The sequence below is a fragment of the Erwinia sp. BNK-24-b genome (assembly GCF_047456155.1).
In the GTDB taxonomy this organism is placed as follows: domain Bacteria; phylum Pseudomonadota; class Gammaproteobacteria; order Enterobacterales; family Enterobacteriaceae; genus Erwinia; species Erwinia phyllosphaerae.
On the sequence record NZ_CP179901.1, the window covers coordinates 2,063,009 to 2,078,254 of the forward strand.

At 46.7% G+C, this 15,246-nt stretch carries 12 protein-coding genes, 1 tRNA gene and 2 pseudogenes; 5 read left to right on the forward strand and 10 right to left on the reverse strand.

Annotated features, from left to right (window positions below):
* The first annotated feature begins 64 nt into the window (after window positions 1-64).
* From ACMGGR_RS09235 to ACMGGR_RS09245, 3 genes are all read left to right on the forward strand, one after another.
* Entirely contained in the window at window positions 65-730 is a 666-nt protein-coding gene (locus ACMGGR_RS09235; RefSeq protein ID WP_414148706.1) for a hypothetical protein, read from the forward strand.
* A complete protein-coding gene (locus ACMGGR_RS09240) occupies window positions 717-1,838 on the forward strand; it encodes a helix-turn-helix domain-containing protein (protein WP_414148707.1) in 1,122 nt (373 codons plus the stop codon). The genes ACMGGR_RS09235 and ACMGGR_RS09240 overlap by 14 nt, the downstream gene beginning before the upstream one ends.
* 673 nt (window positions 1,839-2,511) lie before the next feature.
* Window positions 2,512-2,587: transfer RNA gene (locus ACMGGR_RS09245), tRNA-Thr, on the forward strand.
* A gap of 131 nt (window positions 2,588-2,718) precedes the next feature.
* Here ACMGGR_RS09245 and ACMGGR_RS09250 read toward each other — a convergent pair.
* From ACMGGR_RS09250 to ACMGGR_RS09260, 3 genes are all read right to left on the reverse strand, one after another.
* Complete coding sequence (locus ACMGGR_RS09250) at window positions 2,719-3,147, reverse strand: DUF6367 family protein (protein WP_414148708.1); 429 nt, start codon at window positions 3,145-3,147, stop codon at window positions 2,719-2,721.
* Between the two features lie 481 nt (window positions 3,148-3,628).
* Window positions 3,629-3,970, reverse strand: coding sequence for a hypothetical protein (locus ACMGGR_RS09255; protein WP_414148709.1), 342 nt, complete (start codon window positions 3,968-3,970; stop codon window positions 3,629-3,631).
* Window positions 3,967-4,551 carry a glycoside hydrolase family 19 protein gene (locus ACMGGR_RS09260; protein ID WP_414148710.1) on the reverse strand — a complete coding sequence of 195 codons (585 nt, stop codon included), beginning with the start codon at window positions 4,549-4,551 and terminating at the stop codon, window positions 3,967-3,969. The genes ACMGGR_RS09255 and ACMGGR_RS09260 overlap by 4 nt, the downstream gene beginning before the upstream one ends.
* Before the next feature lie 430 nt (window positions 4,552-4,981).
* Here ACMGGR_RS09260 and ACMGGR_RS09265 point away from each other — a divergent pair, with 430 nt between their 5' ends.
* A complete protein-coding gene (locus ACMGGR_RS09265; RefSeq protein ID WP_414148711.1) occupies window positions 4,982-5,086 on the forward strand; it encodes a phage holin family protein in 105 nt (34 codons plus the stop codon).
* A gap of 11 nt (window positions 5,087-5,097) precedes the next feature.
* Here ACMGGR_RS09265 and ACMGGR_RS09270 read toward each other — a convergent pair.
* From ACMGGR_RS09270 to ACMGGR_RS09285, 4 genes and pseudogenes are all read right to left on the reverse strand, one after another.
* Window positions 5,098-6,064 (reverse strand): annotated as a pseudogene (locus ACMGGR_RS09270) (IS3 family transposase); the annotation flags it as partial.
* 600 nt (window positions 6,065-6,664) lie between these two features.
* The gene (locus ACMGGR_RS09275; RefSeq protein ID WP_414148712.1) at window positions 6,665-7,360 is read right to left on the reverse strand and encodes a hypothetical protein; all 696 of its coding nucleotides are present in this window, start codon (window positions 7,358-7,360) and stop codon (window positions 6,665-6,667) included.
* A gap of 153 nt (window positions 7,361-7,513) precedes the next feature.
* Complete coding sequence (locus ACMGGR_RS09280; RefSeq protein WP_414148938.1) at window positions 7,514-8,092, reverse strand: tyrosine-type recombinase/integrase; 579 nt, start codon at window positions 8,090-8,092, stop codon at window positions 7,514-7,516.
* Window positions 8,093-8,143: 51 nt separating this feature from the next.
* Window positions 8,144-8,383: pseudogene (locus tag ACMGGR_RS09285) on the reverse strand (phage integrase central domain-containing protein); the annotation flags it as partial.
* 81 nt (window positions 8,384-8,464) lie between these two features.
* On the opposite strand from ACMGGR_RS09285, the gene hrpA reads away from it, so the two are divergent.
* A complete protein-coding gene (hrpA, locus tag ACMGGR_RS09290) occupies window positions 8,465-12,361 on the forward strand; it encodes an ATP-dependent RNA helicase HrpA (protein WP_414148713.1) in 3,897 nt (1,298 codons plus the stop codon).
* Between the two features lie 135 nt (window positions 12,362-12,496).
* On the opposite strand, the gene ACMGGR_RS09295 is transcribed toward hrpA, so the two are convergent.
* From ACMGGR_RS09295 to asr, 3 genes are all read right to left on the reverse strand, one after another.
* Complete coding sequence (locus tag ACMGGR_RS09295) at window positions 12,497-13,171, reverse strand: hypothetical protein (protein ID WP_414148714.1); 675 nt, start codon at window positions 13,169-13,171, stop codon at window positions 12,497-12,499.
* A gap of 396 nt (window positions 13,172-13,567) precedes the next feature.
* The gene (locus tag ACMGGR_RS09300; protein WP_414148715.1) at window positions 13,568-14,368 is read right to left on the reverse strand and encodes a trypsin-like serine peptidase; all 801 of its coding nucleotides are present in this window, start codon (window positions 14,366-14,368) and stop codon (window positions 13,568-13,570) included.
* A gap of 260 nt (window positions 14,369-14,628) precedes the next feature.
* Window positions 14,629-15,150: an acid resistance repetitive basic protein Asr gene (gene asr / locus ACMGGR_RS09305; RefSeq protein ID WP_246759754.1), complete on the reverse strand. Its 522-nt coding sequence runs from the start codon at window positions 15,148-15,150 to the stop codon at window positions 14,629-14,631.
* Window positions 15,151-15,246: the final 96 nt, after the last annotated feature.

Consider the following 15,246-nt stretch of genomic DNA (forward strand, 5'->3'; position numbering starts at 1 on the left):
GTTGACAAAAACAAAAAAAACCGAAAAGATATGGTTTACTAATTCACGATATGGCGAAAAGATTATGTCAGCGTCTTCGAAAAATTTAAAGCCTTGCTTTGCTATCAATTCAAATCTGGACCAAGCATCTGTTGATATCCTACTGTCTGGTATCGCTGATGTGCTGGGTCAGTTATGGGCTAACAAGCATAAGCTTGACTCTAATTGGATCACTGGATGCCGTGCGTATGGTTGGGTTAAGGAGTTCATCGAACAAAACTACCAAACTCTACCGGGTGTGGCAGTTGTGAGCACAGCGATGGATTTCGTCTTTTCGCTTAATAAAGTCCCATTACAATTTGTCACTGACAGGTTGGATCGCCCAAGAAAGCGCCACCGTCTTCTGCGTAATGAAAAAGAACAGCGTCAAATATCTATTTTCGATGAAGAAGATACTAGCAATAGTTTAATCTGGCGTATTTATGCTGAAAGATTTATCGATGATGTGACAGACCAAGAGGCGCCACCTACTTGGATAATCACGATGGTTGGTTTGGATGAAAGTGGACGCAAGGTTAGTCTGTACGAACACGTATCCAAAGTAATCACGCCTGTTTCTTCAGCACCTAATGATACTAACCTAAAAGAAAGTAAACCGCTTCCAGCGCCAAATGAGACACCACCGATGAAACTCAAGCGCAGAGGCAATAAAATCGATAAAGACCAAAGTGGTAAAAATGGAACTATTTGACTCTCTCACTCATTACCGTGGTGACCGCCTTAAATTGGCGCGGTTAGCTAAAGGTATGTCCGGAGAGGATGTGGCTAATGCACTTGGTGTTACCAAACAATTTATTTCGAAGCTCGAAAGAGGCTATCCGCCTGCGGATGCGATGGTATCACAATTAGCATCCGTACTTAATGTGTATGATTCATTTTTCTATACGCCTCGTCCTCATCCATTAGATGGTGAGCATTGTCATTTTCGCAGTAAGCGTTCAAGAACGCAGACGCTGGCAAATACTGTCATGGCAAGGGCAGAGATTCTGGATGAATTTATTCGCAGGATAGAACTTGATGTCGAGTTTCCTGTTCTAGATCTTCCAGATGTCTCTGCGTTGCCTTTACAGTCACCATCGGATATTGAGCGTATAGCTGAGGAATGTCGTCGTTACTGGGATCTTGGATTGGGCCCTGTTAACTCAATGTCCAATTTTGTCGAAAGCATAGGCATCGTAATTGCCCATGTTTCTGACGTGGATGACAGAATTGACGCTTTTACCGTTAACAATGTTCGCCCGATTATTATCCGCAATAACGCTAAGAAAAGTATCTGCCGTTACCGTTCAGATATTGGACATGAGTTAGGTCACCTTGTTCTGCATGAGGGGGTTATCACTGGCGATAAAGTCACAGAGAATCAAGCCGATCATTTCTCAAGTGCTTTCATGGTTCCTCGAGTTTCCTTCATCAATGAGTTCCCCAAGATGCGAGGATCTCACCTGGACTGGAATGCGTTAGAGGAATTTAAGGTCCGTTGGAAGATAAGCCTTCGCATGTCCTTATATCGCGCCTGTATTTTAGGGCTGATTACGCCAGAAAAAATGAGAACAGGGTTTATTCATTTAAACTCAAAAGGTTTTGTTTCTACTGAAAAAGGCGATGATCGTATAACAGATGACTCTCCGGGAATGATGCAGCAAGCAATTAGCATGCTGGATAATTACTCATGGGAATCTGTATTGCAGGATGCAATGATTAAGCCTGAATTTGTTCGCGATAACTTTAGTATAAATAGGCCGATAATCTCTGAGGGAGACAATTTGGTTTCAATTTATAAATATAAGAATTTTGAATAGAATACTGCCAGGCAGAAAAATTTGTTGTAATTTGTCCAAGAAACTGGTTTAGTAACGGTATGCTTCGCAGAGCTTTACCGCGAGGCGATACAACAGACACTAATAACCCGCCACTGTGCGGGTTTTTGCGTTTCTGGGCCAGAGAAAAGCGTACTTCCTTACGCCGGAGCCAGCGGGTTCGCCTGGAAGGCATGGGATATAAGGGAGTGCGCTTCTTTGTAGTGAATGCGCAGGCTGATATGCAGAAACACATGCCCCATAGGTACACGAGACGAAATCACCAGACGGGTAAAGCCGCTTGTCGCCGGGACCGATACGCCGGAGATCAGTGCTGGCCACCACGTCAAATGCAAAACGTTGAATTTATGCTCAGAAGCGGTGCGGGATAACAGCGCCGCTGCGGTGAATCCCTCTGTGCGGTAGGGCTAAGCCAGGTCGTTATCATTGAACGCGGGTGTGAAATGCGTAATTGCTCGGTAAGGCGGGTCAGGTTCTGGCTTTTCTGACCCACCGGCAGGCACCCGGCACCGCAGCCGTTTCATATTTCTTGTCGTAGCTGGCTCACGTGTTTGGCTGAGCATTTTGGTGTTCCTTCCTTTATATCCTTAGGCCCTGCTTGTCCTGCAGGGCTTTTTTTATGGTGCCCATCACTGATGAGGCTAACAAACCATACGCCGGTTTAGCTCAGATGGCAGAGCGCCTGACCTGTAATCAGGATATCGCGGGTTCGAAGCCTGCAACCGGCACCAAATAACACGCCAACGCTGCGGGTAACGCACGCACCATTCCAGGACTCGCTTCGGCGGGTTTTTTTGTTTTCTGGCTTTAAAAAATGTAAGCCTAAGGTTAATACTGGGAATGCTCTAATCGTTAAGATTTATTATTCGTAATTAATATAAATGATTCGCCCCATAACGTCTTTTCCTGAAATAGAAAAAAGTACCTTTGCGACCTTAATTACATTTCGATTAAATTTATTTTGTTCAGATAAATTAAAGAGTGTTCCTGAAGTTGGCTTGAGAATTCTAGCTGCTAACTCCTTCGCTTGTTCAAAGCCATCCAGTTTAGTATTGAAGGATTTTTTGTCGTGGCGTTTTCCGTCTATATTCCATGCAACGCCTTTAGCCTTTTTTTTGCCTTTCCAGATATGGATATGCCTTTTAGTTCTTGCTCCTTCGTTTTCTGGATCAACGCGATAACTAAAGCCTGATTGAGCATCATATTTAGTAAGCGCCTCCATTGCGTGAGGGTAGTCGACAGGAAGCGAAATAATAATTAAAATATCATCTTCTTTATTTTCATTTTTCACAAAGAACCATCCTTTCTGCAATTATTGAAATAACAGGTGCCGGAATTACAAAGAATTTATAGCAGCATTCTTTTAAGTTCATCGAGGCATGAAAGTCAAGATTAATTTTAGAAAGGTTTTCCTGTAAGAGATACTTCAAACGTTAGAGCTTTTGTCTGACACAAGCATATCGACTTTTTTATTAAGGATTTATATGGAAGAACCTTTAACACTAACGGCTGGTGCAACTACCGGTATAGTAGTTGGGTAGAGGGCAGTCACCTGAGCATTGATCGGGTTTGCAACCACTGTTGATTACTCAGTAGTATACGGCACGTTTGCTGTATCGATGTCTTTTATTTTAACGGAGCTCAGGTTTTCGCGCTGGCAGCAGAATGTAAAATTAAATAGAATTATGCTGGCGAGGTATTCAGAAAGCTAATCCGGTAATGTTCAACCACGAAAAAAGGGGGATATTACCCCCTCTGATTTTTGAGGGCGCTTACATATCAGCGTACTCCAGAATTTCTTCACCCATTAACGTGCAATCACCGTCCACGTAGTATGTAAAACGCATACGATATTTACCTTTATAGATACCTCCCCAGGTCTCCAGAACATCAAATTTTTGAGTTCCCCCTTGTGGGTTTTTTATTCTTGGTAAGGGGGTTACTTTGTCGTCAATCATGATTCTGTCGTCATTATCCCGATAGAATGACAATAGTTTTTTAGCATCTTTAAGCGCTGAATCCTTACACGTCAGGGATGATTTTTCCGCAGCACCCCATGAGTTGAATGCAGCCAATATCAAACTTAATGCAACAACATTTTTAATTTTTTTCATAGACTTATTCCCATTTCTTTTTTGATACGAGCAAGTGCCAGTTTTCTTTGAGGAAAGCCATTCAAACCACCATTAACAAGTTTAGTGACTGCCGTTAAATTGTCCTTATCTGCATGGGAGTTAACTGACCGTGCGAGCCAGAATTCGCATGCTGTTCTGACCGCAATGTCAGGATCCGCAGCCACGTATTCGGGATGATTAACCAGATCCTTATGAAGAATTTTGCCATAATGATCATAATTTTCTCTGCCAGTGAGATGCAGCATTCCGCGGCCAATATATTTGGGGCCATCTCCGGGGAATTTGTTGCCAACAAAATGGCCTGCTCTTGTATTTGGCTCGTACTCTTTACCGCCATATCTGGCTCTTTCAATAAGTGCAGAAAAACTGTCTGTTTCAACGCATGACTGGGCAAGAAAGTGTGCTATTCGGAGATCAGTGTTGATCTTATAAAAATTGAACCAACGATCTATAGGGGTTGCCAGAGCAGCCATATTGCTTTTTTGAATATTCAAAAGGCTTTTATTACTCAGGTAATGCTGAGAAATTTTCCATAAAAAATGAGGGGTAATGTTGAACACTTATACGTTCCCTGGAGCTATGCCATAGTCTGATTTGTTATAAATGTGTATCGTTTGTGAAAGCTAAGGATAATTCATTAAGAAAAAAATCACAAAAACAAAAAATGTAACTTTATCCGAAAATGGACTGGGTTGTTTAAATAATGTTCGCTTTATGAGAGTGATACTTGACGCACTAACCTCAATATATGCGCTAATCAGTATTGGCTTTAAAAGCAATGCGATTGAAAACCCCAGGCGGTAATCAATAAGGGTTTATTAAAGGCTCCCTTCGATGGGCCTTTTTTATTCCTCTTTTAACACAACCCCCGCTCAGGGAGATGGAGCTATGAAAATGCCAAATCGTGATCCCAGCACTTACGGCCTGCTGGCTTGGGCGCTGATCCTTGCTATGTCAATCTGGGGCGGCCTGGTGAAATAAATCGTCGAGGTGCGCCGGAACAATCAGGCGTGGAGCTGGGTAGCAGCACTGGCCCAGGTTGTTGTATCCGGGTTCGCTGGGCTAATCGGTGGCCTGCTCGCGATAGAGTTGTAAGCATACCCGTTTTAGTTCCGCGCACTTTTTGAGACTTCCGTGTTTTCAGCCATCAGCCGGTACTCTTCCGGCGTCAGGTTGTTTAGCGATTCGTGAGGGCGTTCGCTGTTATATTCCCTCAGCCAGCGCTCTGTGATTTCCCGGGCCCCATTCAGTGTTCTTAACAGGTAAAAATCCAGGATTTCTGTCCGGTACGTCCGGTTAAACCGTTCGATGAAGGCATTCTGTGTCGGCTTGTCAGGCTTGATAAATTCCAGTAACACACCCTGTTCTTCAGCCCACTGTGCCAGCGTCAGTGAGACCAGTTCTGGTCCGTTGTCCATCCGCATTTTCAGCGGGTAGTCACGGTTTGCTACGATCCGCTCCAGTACCCGGACAACACGTTGAGCCGGGATATTCAGGTCGATTTCTGTCGCCAGGACTTCCCGGTTAAAATCATCCACCACATTGGAGGTCCGAAAACGCCTTCCACAGGCCAGTGCATCATGCATAAAATCTATGACCAGCTTTGGTTTAACGCTTCCGGCGTTACCAGTGGCGCCGGGTTACGCACGGGCAGACGCTGCTTTCCCTTGCGACGAAAATTCAGTTTCAGCAGGCAGTATATCCGGTGAATACGCTTATGGTTCCAGGTGTTACCCTGCCTGCGCAGCAACCGGAAAAGCTTCTTAAAACCGTATTGCGGATAGCGCTCTGCCAGTTCAGTCAACGCCAGGAGCACCGGTTCGTCGCGCCGGGTATCGGGCTGATAAAAATACACCGTCCTGCTTAGCGATAATGTCCTGCACGCCTGGCGGATGCTCATGGCAAATTGTGCCGTCAGATAGCTGACGAGCTCCCGCTTTATCGCTGGTTTTAAAGCTTTTTTTCGATAACGTCTTTCAGGGCCCGACATTCAAGGCTGAGATCGGCAAACATCTGTTTGAGACGACGATTTTCGTCCTCAAGGTCTTTCATCTTTTTAATATCAGAGGCTTCAGTACGGTAATGATCTGGTGCCCGGTGAATCGGGCTTTGCGCATGGCGATCTCCTCAGGGGACATAATCAGTATGTCGGAAGATCTCTAAAAGTGAATGGTTCGGATTACAGGGATACTTACAGGGTGATAGTGAGGGGATTAGTAACGAGCAACTTTCTTATTATTCGGTGGTGTAATTAATCGACAATAAGGGAAGGGTTATGGAAACGGATTTCACAGAACAGGCGTGTGACGCTGTATGCATGCTACTGGGCGAGGCGGTTTATCAGCTTGTGGCGACAGGGAAACCGGTTACGAACGAGGGTTTGGTAGTAGCAATAGGGGAACTTTCAGGCGACAAACCGGACTTAGCAGAAGATTTCGCGCTACAGCTATTAAAGTAGCACCAGGCCCGGCTTGTGCCGGGCTTATTTTTTTCTACGCGGGTAAAATATACTTACGCAAATAATAAAAATGAGATAACAGACGGTAGAACCCCATGCATAAGAAGGCCATAAATTTATAGCTATACAAAAGAAAAGAAATACACTAATAAATGGCAGGTAAATTCCGAAAATATCATATAGAAAATCACGCCACCAGTTGATAAATATTTTTTTCATCTCCCAATCAACCTCAATATTCGCTGAGCTATATCATAATCTGTTTGTATTTTTGCATTATCAATAGACGAGTTTCTGGTTAGATCTTCAATTAAAAAATATAACATTTCCAGGTCAATATTATAAAGGCTGGCATAATAGATAAAGTTTCTTTGCTTTAATCTTTCAGCAGCCTCGCTTGCAATCTGTACATATCCATAGAATCCTAATCCAGTAACCCCAGTAGAAACACCCTTAGTTAGAAAACTATTTAGCGTAGCTCGCATAGCGAAACTAGAGTAAATTGCTCTGGTTATCGTGTAGCTAAATGACTTGTTAGTAAGTGAATTTGTGGCATAGGCCGCACTAAATTTAAAAAGATAACGTTCGATATTTCTAATTCTCTCTAATGATAGATTGTTTGTAAAGGTATCAACGTAAACCTCTATCATCTTAAATAATACATCATCCCCTTTAACTAGTAGAGTTAAAACTTTTCCAAAGCGTACATCTTCAATTTTCATGCGGTCGCAAACATCTTGATAATTTTTAAAAAAGCAGGATGAATACCAACTTAATCTCTCAGCACCTTTATATATAATGTTGGCGTGCTTGATTGATTGCTTTGCCACCTCATTAACGCTTTTATCAAGAATGGTAGCCAGATATTTTTCTGCTTCCAATTTTTTTAAAATCAATGTGTTGTATGACATATTCACTCTCCATGTGTCAGGGCGGCTAACCGGGCCATAATGCAGATCAGGAAGGTATGGCTTACCGATTAGGCATACATAATATGCATTTAGCTGTACGTTAAGTAAACACATTATTGCTATGCGTAACGTTTTAACTCATGCTTACTACTGTTAACTAGTTAATCGCTGGCGTAATTCATCTTCATCGTGCTTTTCATCAAGCCAGTCTGCCCACCACTGCATGATCTCTCGGCGCGTACTCAGATATTTTGCATGATTATAGATACCACGAGTTTCTCTTATGACGTGCGCCAGCTGGACTTCAATCGCATCATGATGCCATTTATATTCGTTCATTACGGTGCTGAACTGATGGCGAAAACCATGCCCGCAAGTGAGTCCCTTAAAGCCTGTTTTAGTGATTACTCCAAGGATGATGTTACCACTAACGGGATTATGTTTTTTTGATTTACCGGGAAACACCAGTTCATACTGACCTGTTAGAGGTTTAAGCGAGTTCAGCAGAGTAATAGTCTGGCTGGACATGGGAACAACGTGAAGTCTGCGCCCCTTCATTACTGCGGGGTCAATCTGTATTAATCGATTATCAAAGTCTACATTATCCCATCGCAATGTACGAAGTTCTATAGTTCGCATCGCCGTATATTGTAAAAGCTGTGTAGCTCTTTTGTGTAAGAAACTGCCATCAAATTTGTTAAGTGCTCTGTTAAATTCGTGGATTCGCTCCATTGGCAGAAAAGGATGATTTTTTCTTGAATATCCTGCTAAGGCGCCTACAAGGTCTGGTGCCGGATTGAATTTGGCCCTGCCAGTTACTATTGCATAGCTAAAAACCTCCCCGCATCGGCGCAACGCTTTTTCAGCAGTTGCCATCGCTCCCCTGGCTTCAATATCCCTGATTGCGTTGAGTAGAACCATCGGCTCAATTTCAACCATGCGCAAATGCCCTATAGCTGGCAGAATATCCTTTTCAAACAAGCATGACATTTCATATCTATACCTGGGCGCCCAGGTTTGAGATTTATGTGTGCTACAATACGCAAAATTTTTAACATAACTTTATTTTTTCTGCCAGCCTGCTGGCGATTAGCGAGCTTCTTTATGTCTGATATACCCCATTCGCCCCTGACGACGCTCATTCCGCGCCTCAATACGCTGATGCTCAGAGATCGCCAGCGGCTGCAAAAACGTCTGCACGGCGCGAAAAAAGTCAAAAATCCCGCAGCCCAGCAGGCTATTGCGCAAGAGCTGGACAACGAGATTACCGTTGCCGAGCAGCGTGTTGCCCGACGCCGCGCGGCCGTACCGACCATCCGCTATCCGGAAAATCTGCCGGTCAGCCAGAAAAAACAGGAAATAGCCGACGCTATCCGCGATCACCAGGTCGTGATTGTTGCGGGCGAAACCGGCTCGGGGAAAACCACGCAGCTCCCTAAAATCTGCATGGAGCTGGGCCGAGGCATTACCGGGCTGATAGGGCATACGCAGCCGCGCCGCCTGGCAGCGAGAACGGTTGCTGACCGTATTGCTGATGAGCTGGAAACCACGCTCGGCGGCTGCATTGGCTACAAGGTACGTTTTAACGATCAGGTCAGCGAAACCACGCAGGTCAAGCTAATGACCGACGGTATTCTGCTGGCGGAAATTCAGCAGGATCGCCTGCTGATGCAGTATGACACCATCATTATCGATGAAGCGCACGAGCGCAGTCTGAATATCGACTTTCTGCTGGGCTACCTGCGGGAGCTGCTGCCGCGCCGTCCGGATCTGAAAGTAGTCATTACTTCCGCCACCATCGATCCGCAGCGCTTTTCGCGTCATTTCCACAACGCGCCGGTTATTGAAGTGTCTGGCCGTACTTATCCGGTTGAAGTGCGTTATCGGCCGATTGTAGAAGACGCGGACGATACGGAGCGCGATCAGCTACAGGCAATTTTTGATGCAGTGGATGAATTGGGGCAGGAGAGCCGTGGCGATATCCTGATCTTTATGAGCGGCGAAAGGGAAATCCGCGACACGGCCGACGCGCTAAATCGTCGCGATCTGCCGCACACGGAAATCCTGCCGCTGTACGCACGTCTTTCCAACGCCGAGCAAAACCGCGTGTTTCAGTCGCACAGCGGCAGACGTATCGTGCTGGCCACTAACGTGGCGGAAACCTCGCTGACCGTACCCGGCATCAAATACGTGATCGATCCGGGTACGGCGCGTATCAGCCGCTACAGCTTCCGCACCAAGGTACAGCGCCTGCCGATTGAACCGGTTTCTCAGGCATCGGCAAACCAGCGTAAAGGACGCTGCGGACGCGTATCCGAAGGGATCTGTATTCGCCTTTATTCAGAAGAAGATTTTCTGAGCCGTCCGGAGTTTACCGATCCGGAAATTCTGCGTACCAATCTGGCCTCGGTTATTTTGCAGATGACCGCGCTGGGGCTTGGCGATATTGGCGCTTTTCCTTTTGTCGAAGCGCCGGACAAGCGCAATATTCAGGATGGCGTCAGGCTGCTGGAAGAGCTGGGCGCGATTACGCTGGATAATGAGCACTACAAGTTAACGCCTTCTGGCCGCTCGCTTGCTCAGCTGCCGGTCGATCCACGCCTGGCGAAAATGGTGCTGGAAGCGCAGACGTACGCCTGTACGCGTGAGGTCATGATTATCACGGCGGCGCTGTCTATTCAGGATCCGCGCGAACGTCCGGTAGAAAAGCAGCAGGCTTCCGACGAAAAACACCGGCGCTTTGCCGATAAAGAGTCGGACTTCCTCTCTTTTGTAAACCTGTGGGACTATTTGCAGGAGCAGCAAAAGGCGCTGTCGTCCAGCCAGTTCCGCCGCCTGTGCAAAACCGACTATCTCAACTATCTGCGCGTACGTGAGTGGCAGGATATTTACACTCAGCTTCGTCAGGTCGTGCGCGAGCTGGGGATTCCACTAAACAGCGAACCGGCAGATTTCAGAGGCGTGCATACCGCGCTGCTGACCGGTTTACTGTCGCATATTGGCCAGAAAGATGCTGATAAACAAGAATATACCGGCGCGCGCAACGCCAGGTTTTCTATTTTCCCTGGCTCCGGCCTGTTTAAAAAGCCGCCGAAATGGACCATTGTTGCCGAACTGGTCGAAACCAGCCGCCTGTGGGGCCGCATCGCGGCACGCATTGAACCTGACTGGATCGAGCCGCTGGCGCAGCATTTAATCAAGCGCAGCTACAGCGAACCGCACTGGGAAAAAGGCCAGGGCGCGGTGATGGCCAGTGAAAAAGTGACGCTGTACGGCTTGCCGATCGTGGCGGCGCGTAAGGTCAACTATGGTTCGATTGATCCTGCACTATCGCGTGAGCTTTTTATTCGTCATGCGCTGGTTGAAGGCGACTGGCAGACGCGTCATGCTTTCTTCCGCGCTAACCTCAAACTGCGTGAAGAAGTCGAAGAGCTGGAGCACAAGTCGCGCCGTCGCGATATTCTGGTCGATGACGAAACGCTGTTTACCTTCTACGACGAGCGTATCCCGCACGAGGTCGTCTCCGCGCGGCATTTCGATAGCTGGTGGAAAAAGGCCAGCCGCGAACAGCCAGAGCTGCTGAACTTTGCTAAAGAGATGCTGATTCGCCAGGGCGCGGAAAACGTCAGCAAGCTGGACTATCCCAACTTCTGGCAGCAAAACAACCTCAAGCTGAAGCTCAGCTACCAGTTTGAGCCGGGTACGGATGCGGATGGCGTTACGGTACATATTCCCTTGCCTTTGCTTAATCAGGTCGAAGAAAAAGGTTTTGAATGGCAAATCCCTGGCGTGCGCCGCGAGCTGATTATCGCGTTAATTAAATCCTTGCCTAAGCCGTTACGCCGTAACTTTGTTCCGGCCCCCAACTATGCCGAGGCCTTCCTGGCGCGCGCCGTGCCGCTGGAGCTGCCGCTGGTAGAATCGCTGGAGCGCGAGTTTCGTCGCATGAGCGGCGTGACCATCGAGCGCGAAGCCTGGCAGTGGGATCAGGTGCCCGATCATCTTAAAATGACCTTCCGCGTAGTGGATGAACACAACCGCAAGCTGGCCGAAGGACGCGACCTTAACGCCCTGAAAGAGCAGCTGAAAGCCAAAGTGCAGGAAACGCTATCGCTGGTGGCCGATGATGGCCTGGAGCAGAGCGGCCTGCATATCTGGAGCTTTGGCAATCTGCCGGATCATTTTGAGCAGAAGCGCGGTAGCTATAGCGTGAAGGCCTGGCCTGCGCTGGTAGATGAAAAAGAGAGCGTAGCGATTCGACTGTTTGATTCCGAACACGAACAGAAAAAAGCGATGTGGCGCGGCCTGCGCAGGCTACTGCTGCTGAATATTCCTTCGCCAATTAAATACCTGCATGAAAAACTGCCGAATAAAGCCAAGCTGGGACTTTATTTTAACCCTTACGGCAAGGTGCTGGATTTAATCGATGACTGCATCGCCTGCGGCGTGGATAAGCTGATAGCGGAATTTGGCGGCCCAACCTGGCAGGAAGAGGGTTTCCAGCAGCTGCATGAAAAAGTTCGCGCGGAACTGAATGAAACCGTGGTAGACATTGCCAAAAAAGTGGAGCAGATCCTGACGGCCGTATTTAACATCAACAAGCGGCTGAAAGGGCGCGTGGATATGACGATGGCGCTGGCGCTTTCCGACATTAAAGCGCAGATGAACGGTCTGGTCTATCGCGGTTTTGTCACCGGCAACGGCTGGCACAAACTTGCCGATACGCTGCGCTATCTGCAGGCGATTGAGCGACGACTGGAGAAATTACCGGCCGATCCGCACAGCGATCGTGCCAGGATGGTAAAAGTAGAGAAAATTCAGCAGGCCTGGCAAAGCTGGTATAACAAGCTGCCGCCGGTACGCCGTGATGATGCAGATGTGCAGGAGGTTCGCTGGATGCTTGAAGAGCTTCGCGTCAGCTATTTTGCCCAGCAGCTGGGCACGCCTTATCCGGTATCGGAAAAACGTATTCAGCAGGCGATGGATGAGATTGTGGATTAGCTTATCTTAATACACATTGATACTTACAATGGTTGTAAAAACAGGATTAAAGTATGCAGCGTAATTTTTGCATACTTTAATCAGGAGAATGAACGAGACGTCGTTTTAAGTTCATTCGCGAATTTGGCCGGAGTATCAAACGGGTTTCAGATTATAAAGACGTAACTGAGCGTGGTCTGCTGGGTTACGTCTACTTATAAACATACCACTGCCTTTCTGTCCTCTAATTAACAAGAAGGTTATTTGCATTTCAATTTCACTTTTGTATCGATCTACACACAAAACTTTGAAATCTTCAGTAATGATATTATTAATTTTACCGGCTGCAATAAATTTTATCTCCCCAGAAGTGTTAATATAAATAGATAATGTATTGTTTTTAGAGTCAGTCGATACCATTTTTAACGGTAATTTTTCTCTCCTGGCAGTTTCCCAATAATTTATTGAGTCTAAAATATCAACCATCAGGCCTTGATGCAGGATTGTAGAAAGTAAAGGGAGATGTTCATCCAGCCAGCCAGCATTGAGTTGCTGCGCGGTCAAAATAAATTTCTCTAAGCTTAATTCTTTACTGTAAGGCACACATACAGGCTGTCCATTTATAAAATAATTTATTCTGTTTAAATCGCATTTCATCGCTTCATTGATTTCGCCGGATGAATAGTTGAAGCTACTTTCAGAAATAGTCTTTTTAAGACGACGCTCAAAAGATTCGAAGAATTGCACCTGGTTAACAGGAGCATTTAATGTTATATTTCCGTCCCACTTAAAAGGCTGGGGGGGCGTGCTGTTTCGGAATGGTTTAAACAAAATTCCCTCTCTTTTAAATATTTGCTCAAGTCGAAATTTTTATAATCATATATTGGTTTGGCGCTGCTGTAAAAATGCTATAAGCAAGATGTGGTGATAATTGCTTAATTCACCTTATACCGTGTAGGTTATGAGAAAAGTAATGGTGGTTCTGGTTTATTTACTATATCTGGTGAAAGAGTGGAAATAAAATTTAAAATAAATTTAATTCTCTTAATTAAGATGCTGTACAGCCAGGAGAGGATTGCCGATTTTCTCTGTTTATTATTTCAGATAAAAATGGATGGTGTGATATAAAAAAGGGAGCTGATTCGTACTCCAGTTAGCAACTGCCTGGCTGGAGTACGATAGTGTGCCGACAAGCTTAAGCTGTGCCGTAAAAACATTTACCGATCATCATTGCGCCAGCGCTTCCAGATTATCGCGAAAGGCGGTAACGGCAATCGCCCGATTGTCGGCTTCGTAGCGATCTTTTGCCGCCGGCGCTGAACTCTGCACGCCAATCAGCTGCCAGCCGTTATCGCTTTTTAACAGCAGCGGTGAACCGCTGTCGCCTGGCAACGTATCACACTGGTGCGACAAGACGTTTTTCTGTGCCCATCCCGTGATCAGGCAGTTAGTGTGTGAGTAAAGCGTATCCAGGTGATCCTCGGGATAGCCGGCCTGGGTCACGCGACGCTGCTGCGTTTTCAGCGCGGCGGTTAATTCGCTGCGGCTGCCGTCAAACAGCGGTACGGGCGTAATGCCGGAAGGAGGGTTATGCAGAATAACCAGGCCGTAGTCATAAGGCGCGGCAGAAGAAGGCACGATCCAGCCGTCGCCGTCAGCCTTGAGTTTTTTGCCTAAAGCGGGATCGACTCGCGTTTCTACATCATGAATTTCATAGCGCCAGTTGCCGTTATGGGCAATAAAGCGTATCGCAATAACCTTATCGATCTTGCCGGGCGGTGCCAGCAGACAGTGTCCGGCGGTCAGGGCCAGATGGGGAGAAATCAGCGTGGCGCTGCACAGATTGCCGCTGGCGGTTTCCAGCTGGCCAATGGCTTCCCACGGCTGGCTTGCTGTTTCGGTTACCGGCTGGCGATCGTCCTTGCCAAAAAATAGCGTGGTGACGTCCCGGGCGCTTTCAGCATCATCAGCGTGGCTACAAAATGAAAAAGCTAAACATCCTATTAAAAAAACAGCTTTCAGGCGCATATCTCTCTCTGAGTGGAGGATTTTAAGGACGGTGCAGGGGGTAATAACCCAGTAACTATAGACGGATAGTGCTAAAAGGGAAGTTCAGACTGCGCCAGTTACAGGTAAAAACTGAAGGCGATCAGGCCACAGATGATCATAAAACCCAGGATAATTTCGAATAAATAGCGCCGCACCATCATTCGATACTCCAGAAAAGAAACACCCGGACGTACCGGGTGTTTGTGTTAACAGACTAAGGTGAAGGCCCGTTTAAACTCTTATTTAGCAGCTTTCTTAGCGGCTTTTTTGTGGTGCAGTTTTTTAGCAGCCTGTGCTTTCTGTGCAGCAGGTTTTTTGTGGTGCACTTTTTTAGCAGCCTGAGCTTTCTGCGCTACGGCTTTCTTGTGGTGCACTTTTTTAGCAGCCTGAGCTTTCTGTGCAGCGGCTTTCTTGTGGTGCACTTTTTTAGCAGCCTGAGCTTTCTGTGCAGCGGCTTTCTTGTGGTGTACTTTTTTAGCAGCCTGAGCTTTCTGTGCAGCGGCTTTCTTGTGGTGTACTTTTTTAGCAGCCTGAGCTTTCTGCGCTACAGGTTTTTTAGCTGCTTTTTTGTGCTTTTTGGCAGCCTGCGCTTTCTGAGCCGCTTTTTTATGTGCTTTGTGATGCTTGGCAGCATGAGCTGGCGCAGCGGTAGTAGTAGCAGCTGGTGCAGTAGTGGCTGGCGCGGCGGTGGTTTCAGCAGCGAAAGCAACTGAAGAGATACCCATAGCAGCGGCTACAACCAGAGCGAATAATTTTTTCATTGCAAAACCCTCAAAGTTTATTTTCATTGTCAGCCCACTGCGGGGCCGGTGAAGAGACTATAAGGGAACGGCGCACGGCTTTCCGTGAGTGATTGG

Coding starts and splice junctions, on each gene's coding strand:
- ACMGGR_RS09235 (WP_414148706.1), top strand. CDS start 65: ATGTCAGCGTCTTCGAAAAATTTAAAGCCTTGCTTTGCTATCAATTCA.
- ACMGGR_RS09240 (WP_414148707.1), top strand. CDS start 717: ATGGAACTATTTGACTCTCTCACTCATTACCGTGGTGACCGCCTTAAA.
- ACMGGR_RS09255 (WP_414148709.1), bottom strand. CDS start 3,970: ATGAAAAAAATTAAAAATGTTGTTGCATTAAGTTTGATATTGGCTGCA.
- ACMGGR_RS09275 (WP_414148712.1), bottom strand. CDS start 7,360: ATGTCATACAACACATTGATTTTAAAAAAATTGGAAGCAGAAAAATAT.
- ACMGGR_RS09280 (WP_414148938.1), bottom strand. CDS start 8,092: ATGGAGCGAATCCACGAATTTAACAGAGCACTTAACAAATTTGATGGC.
- hrpA (WP_414148713.1), top strand. CDS start 8,465: ATGTCTGATATACCCCATTCGCCCCTGACGACGCTCATTCCGCGCCTC.
- ACMGGR_RS09300 (WP_414148715.1), bottom strand. CDS start 14,368: ATGCGCCTGAAAGCTGTTTTTTTAATAGGATGTTTAGCTTTTTCATTT.
- asr (WP_246759754.1), bottom strand. CDS start 15,150: ATGAAAAAATTATTCGCTCTGGTTGTAGCCGCTGCTATGGGTATCTCT.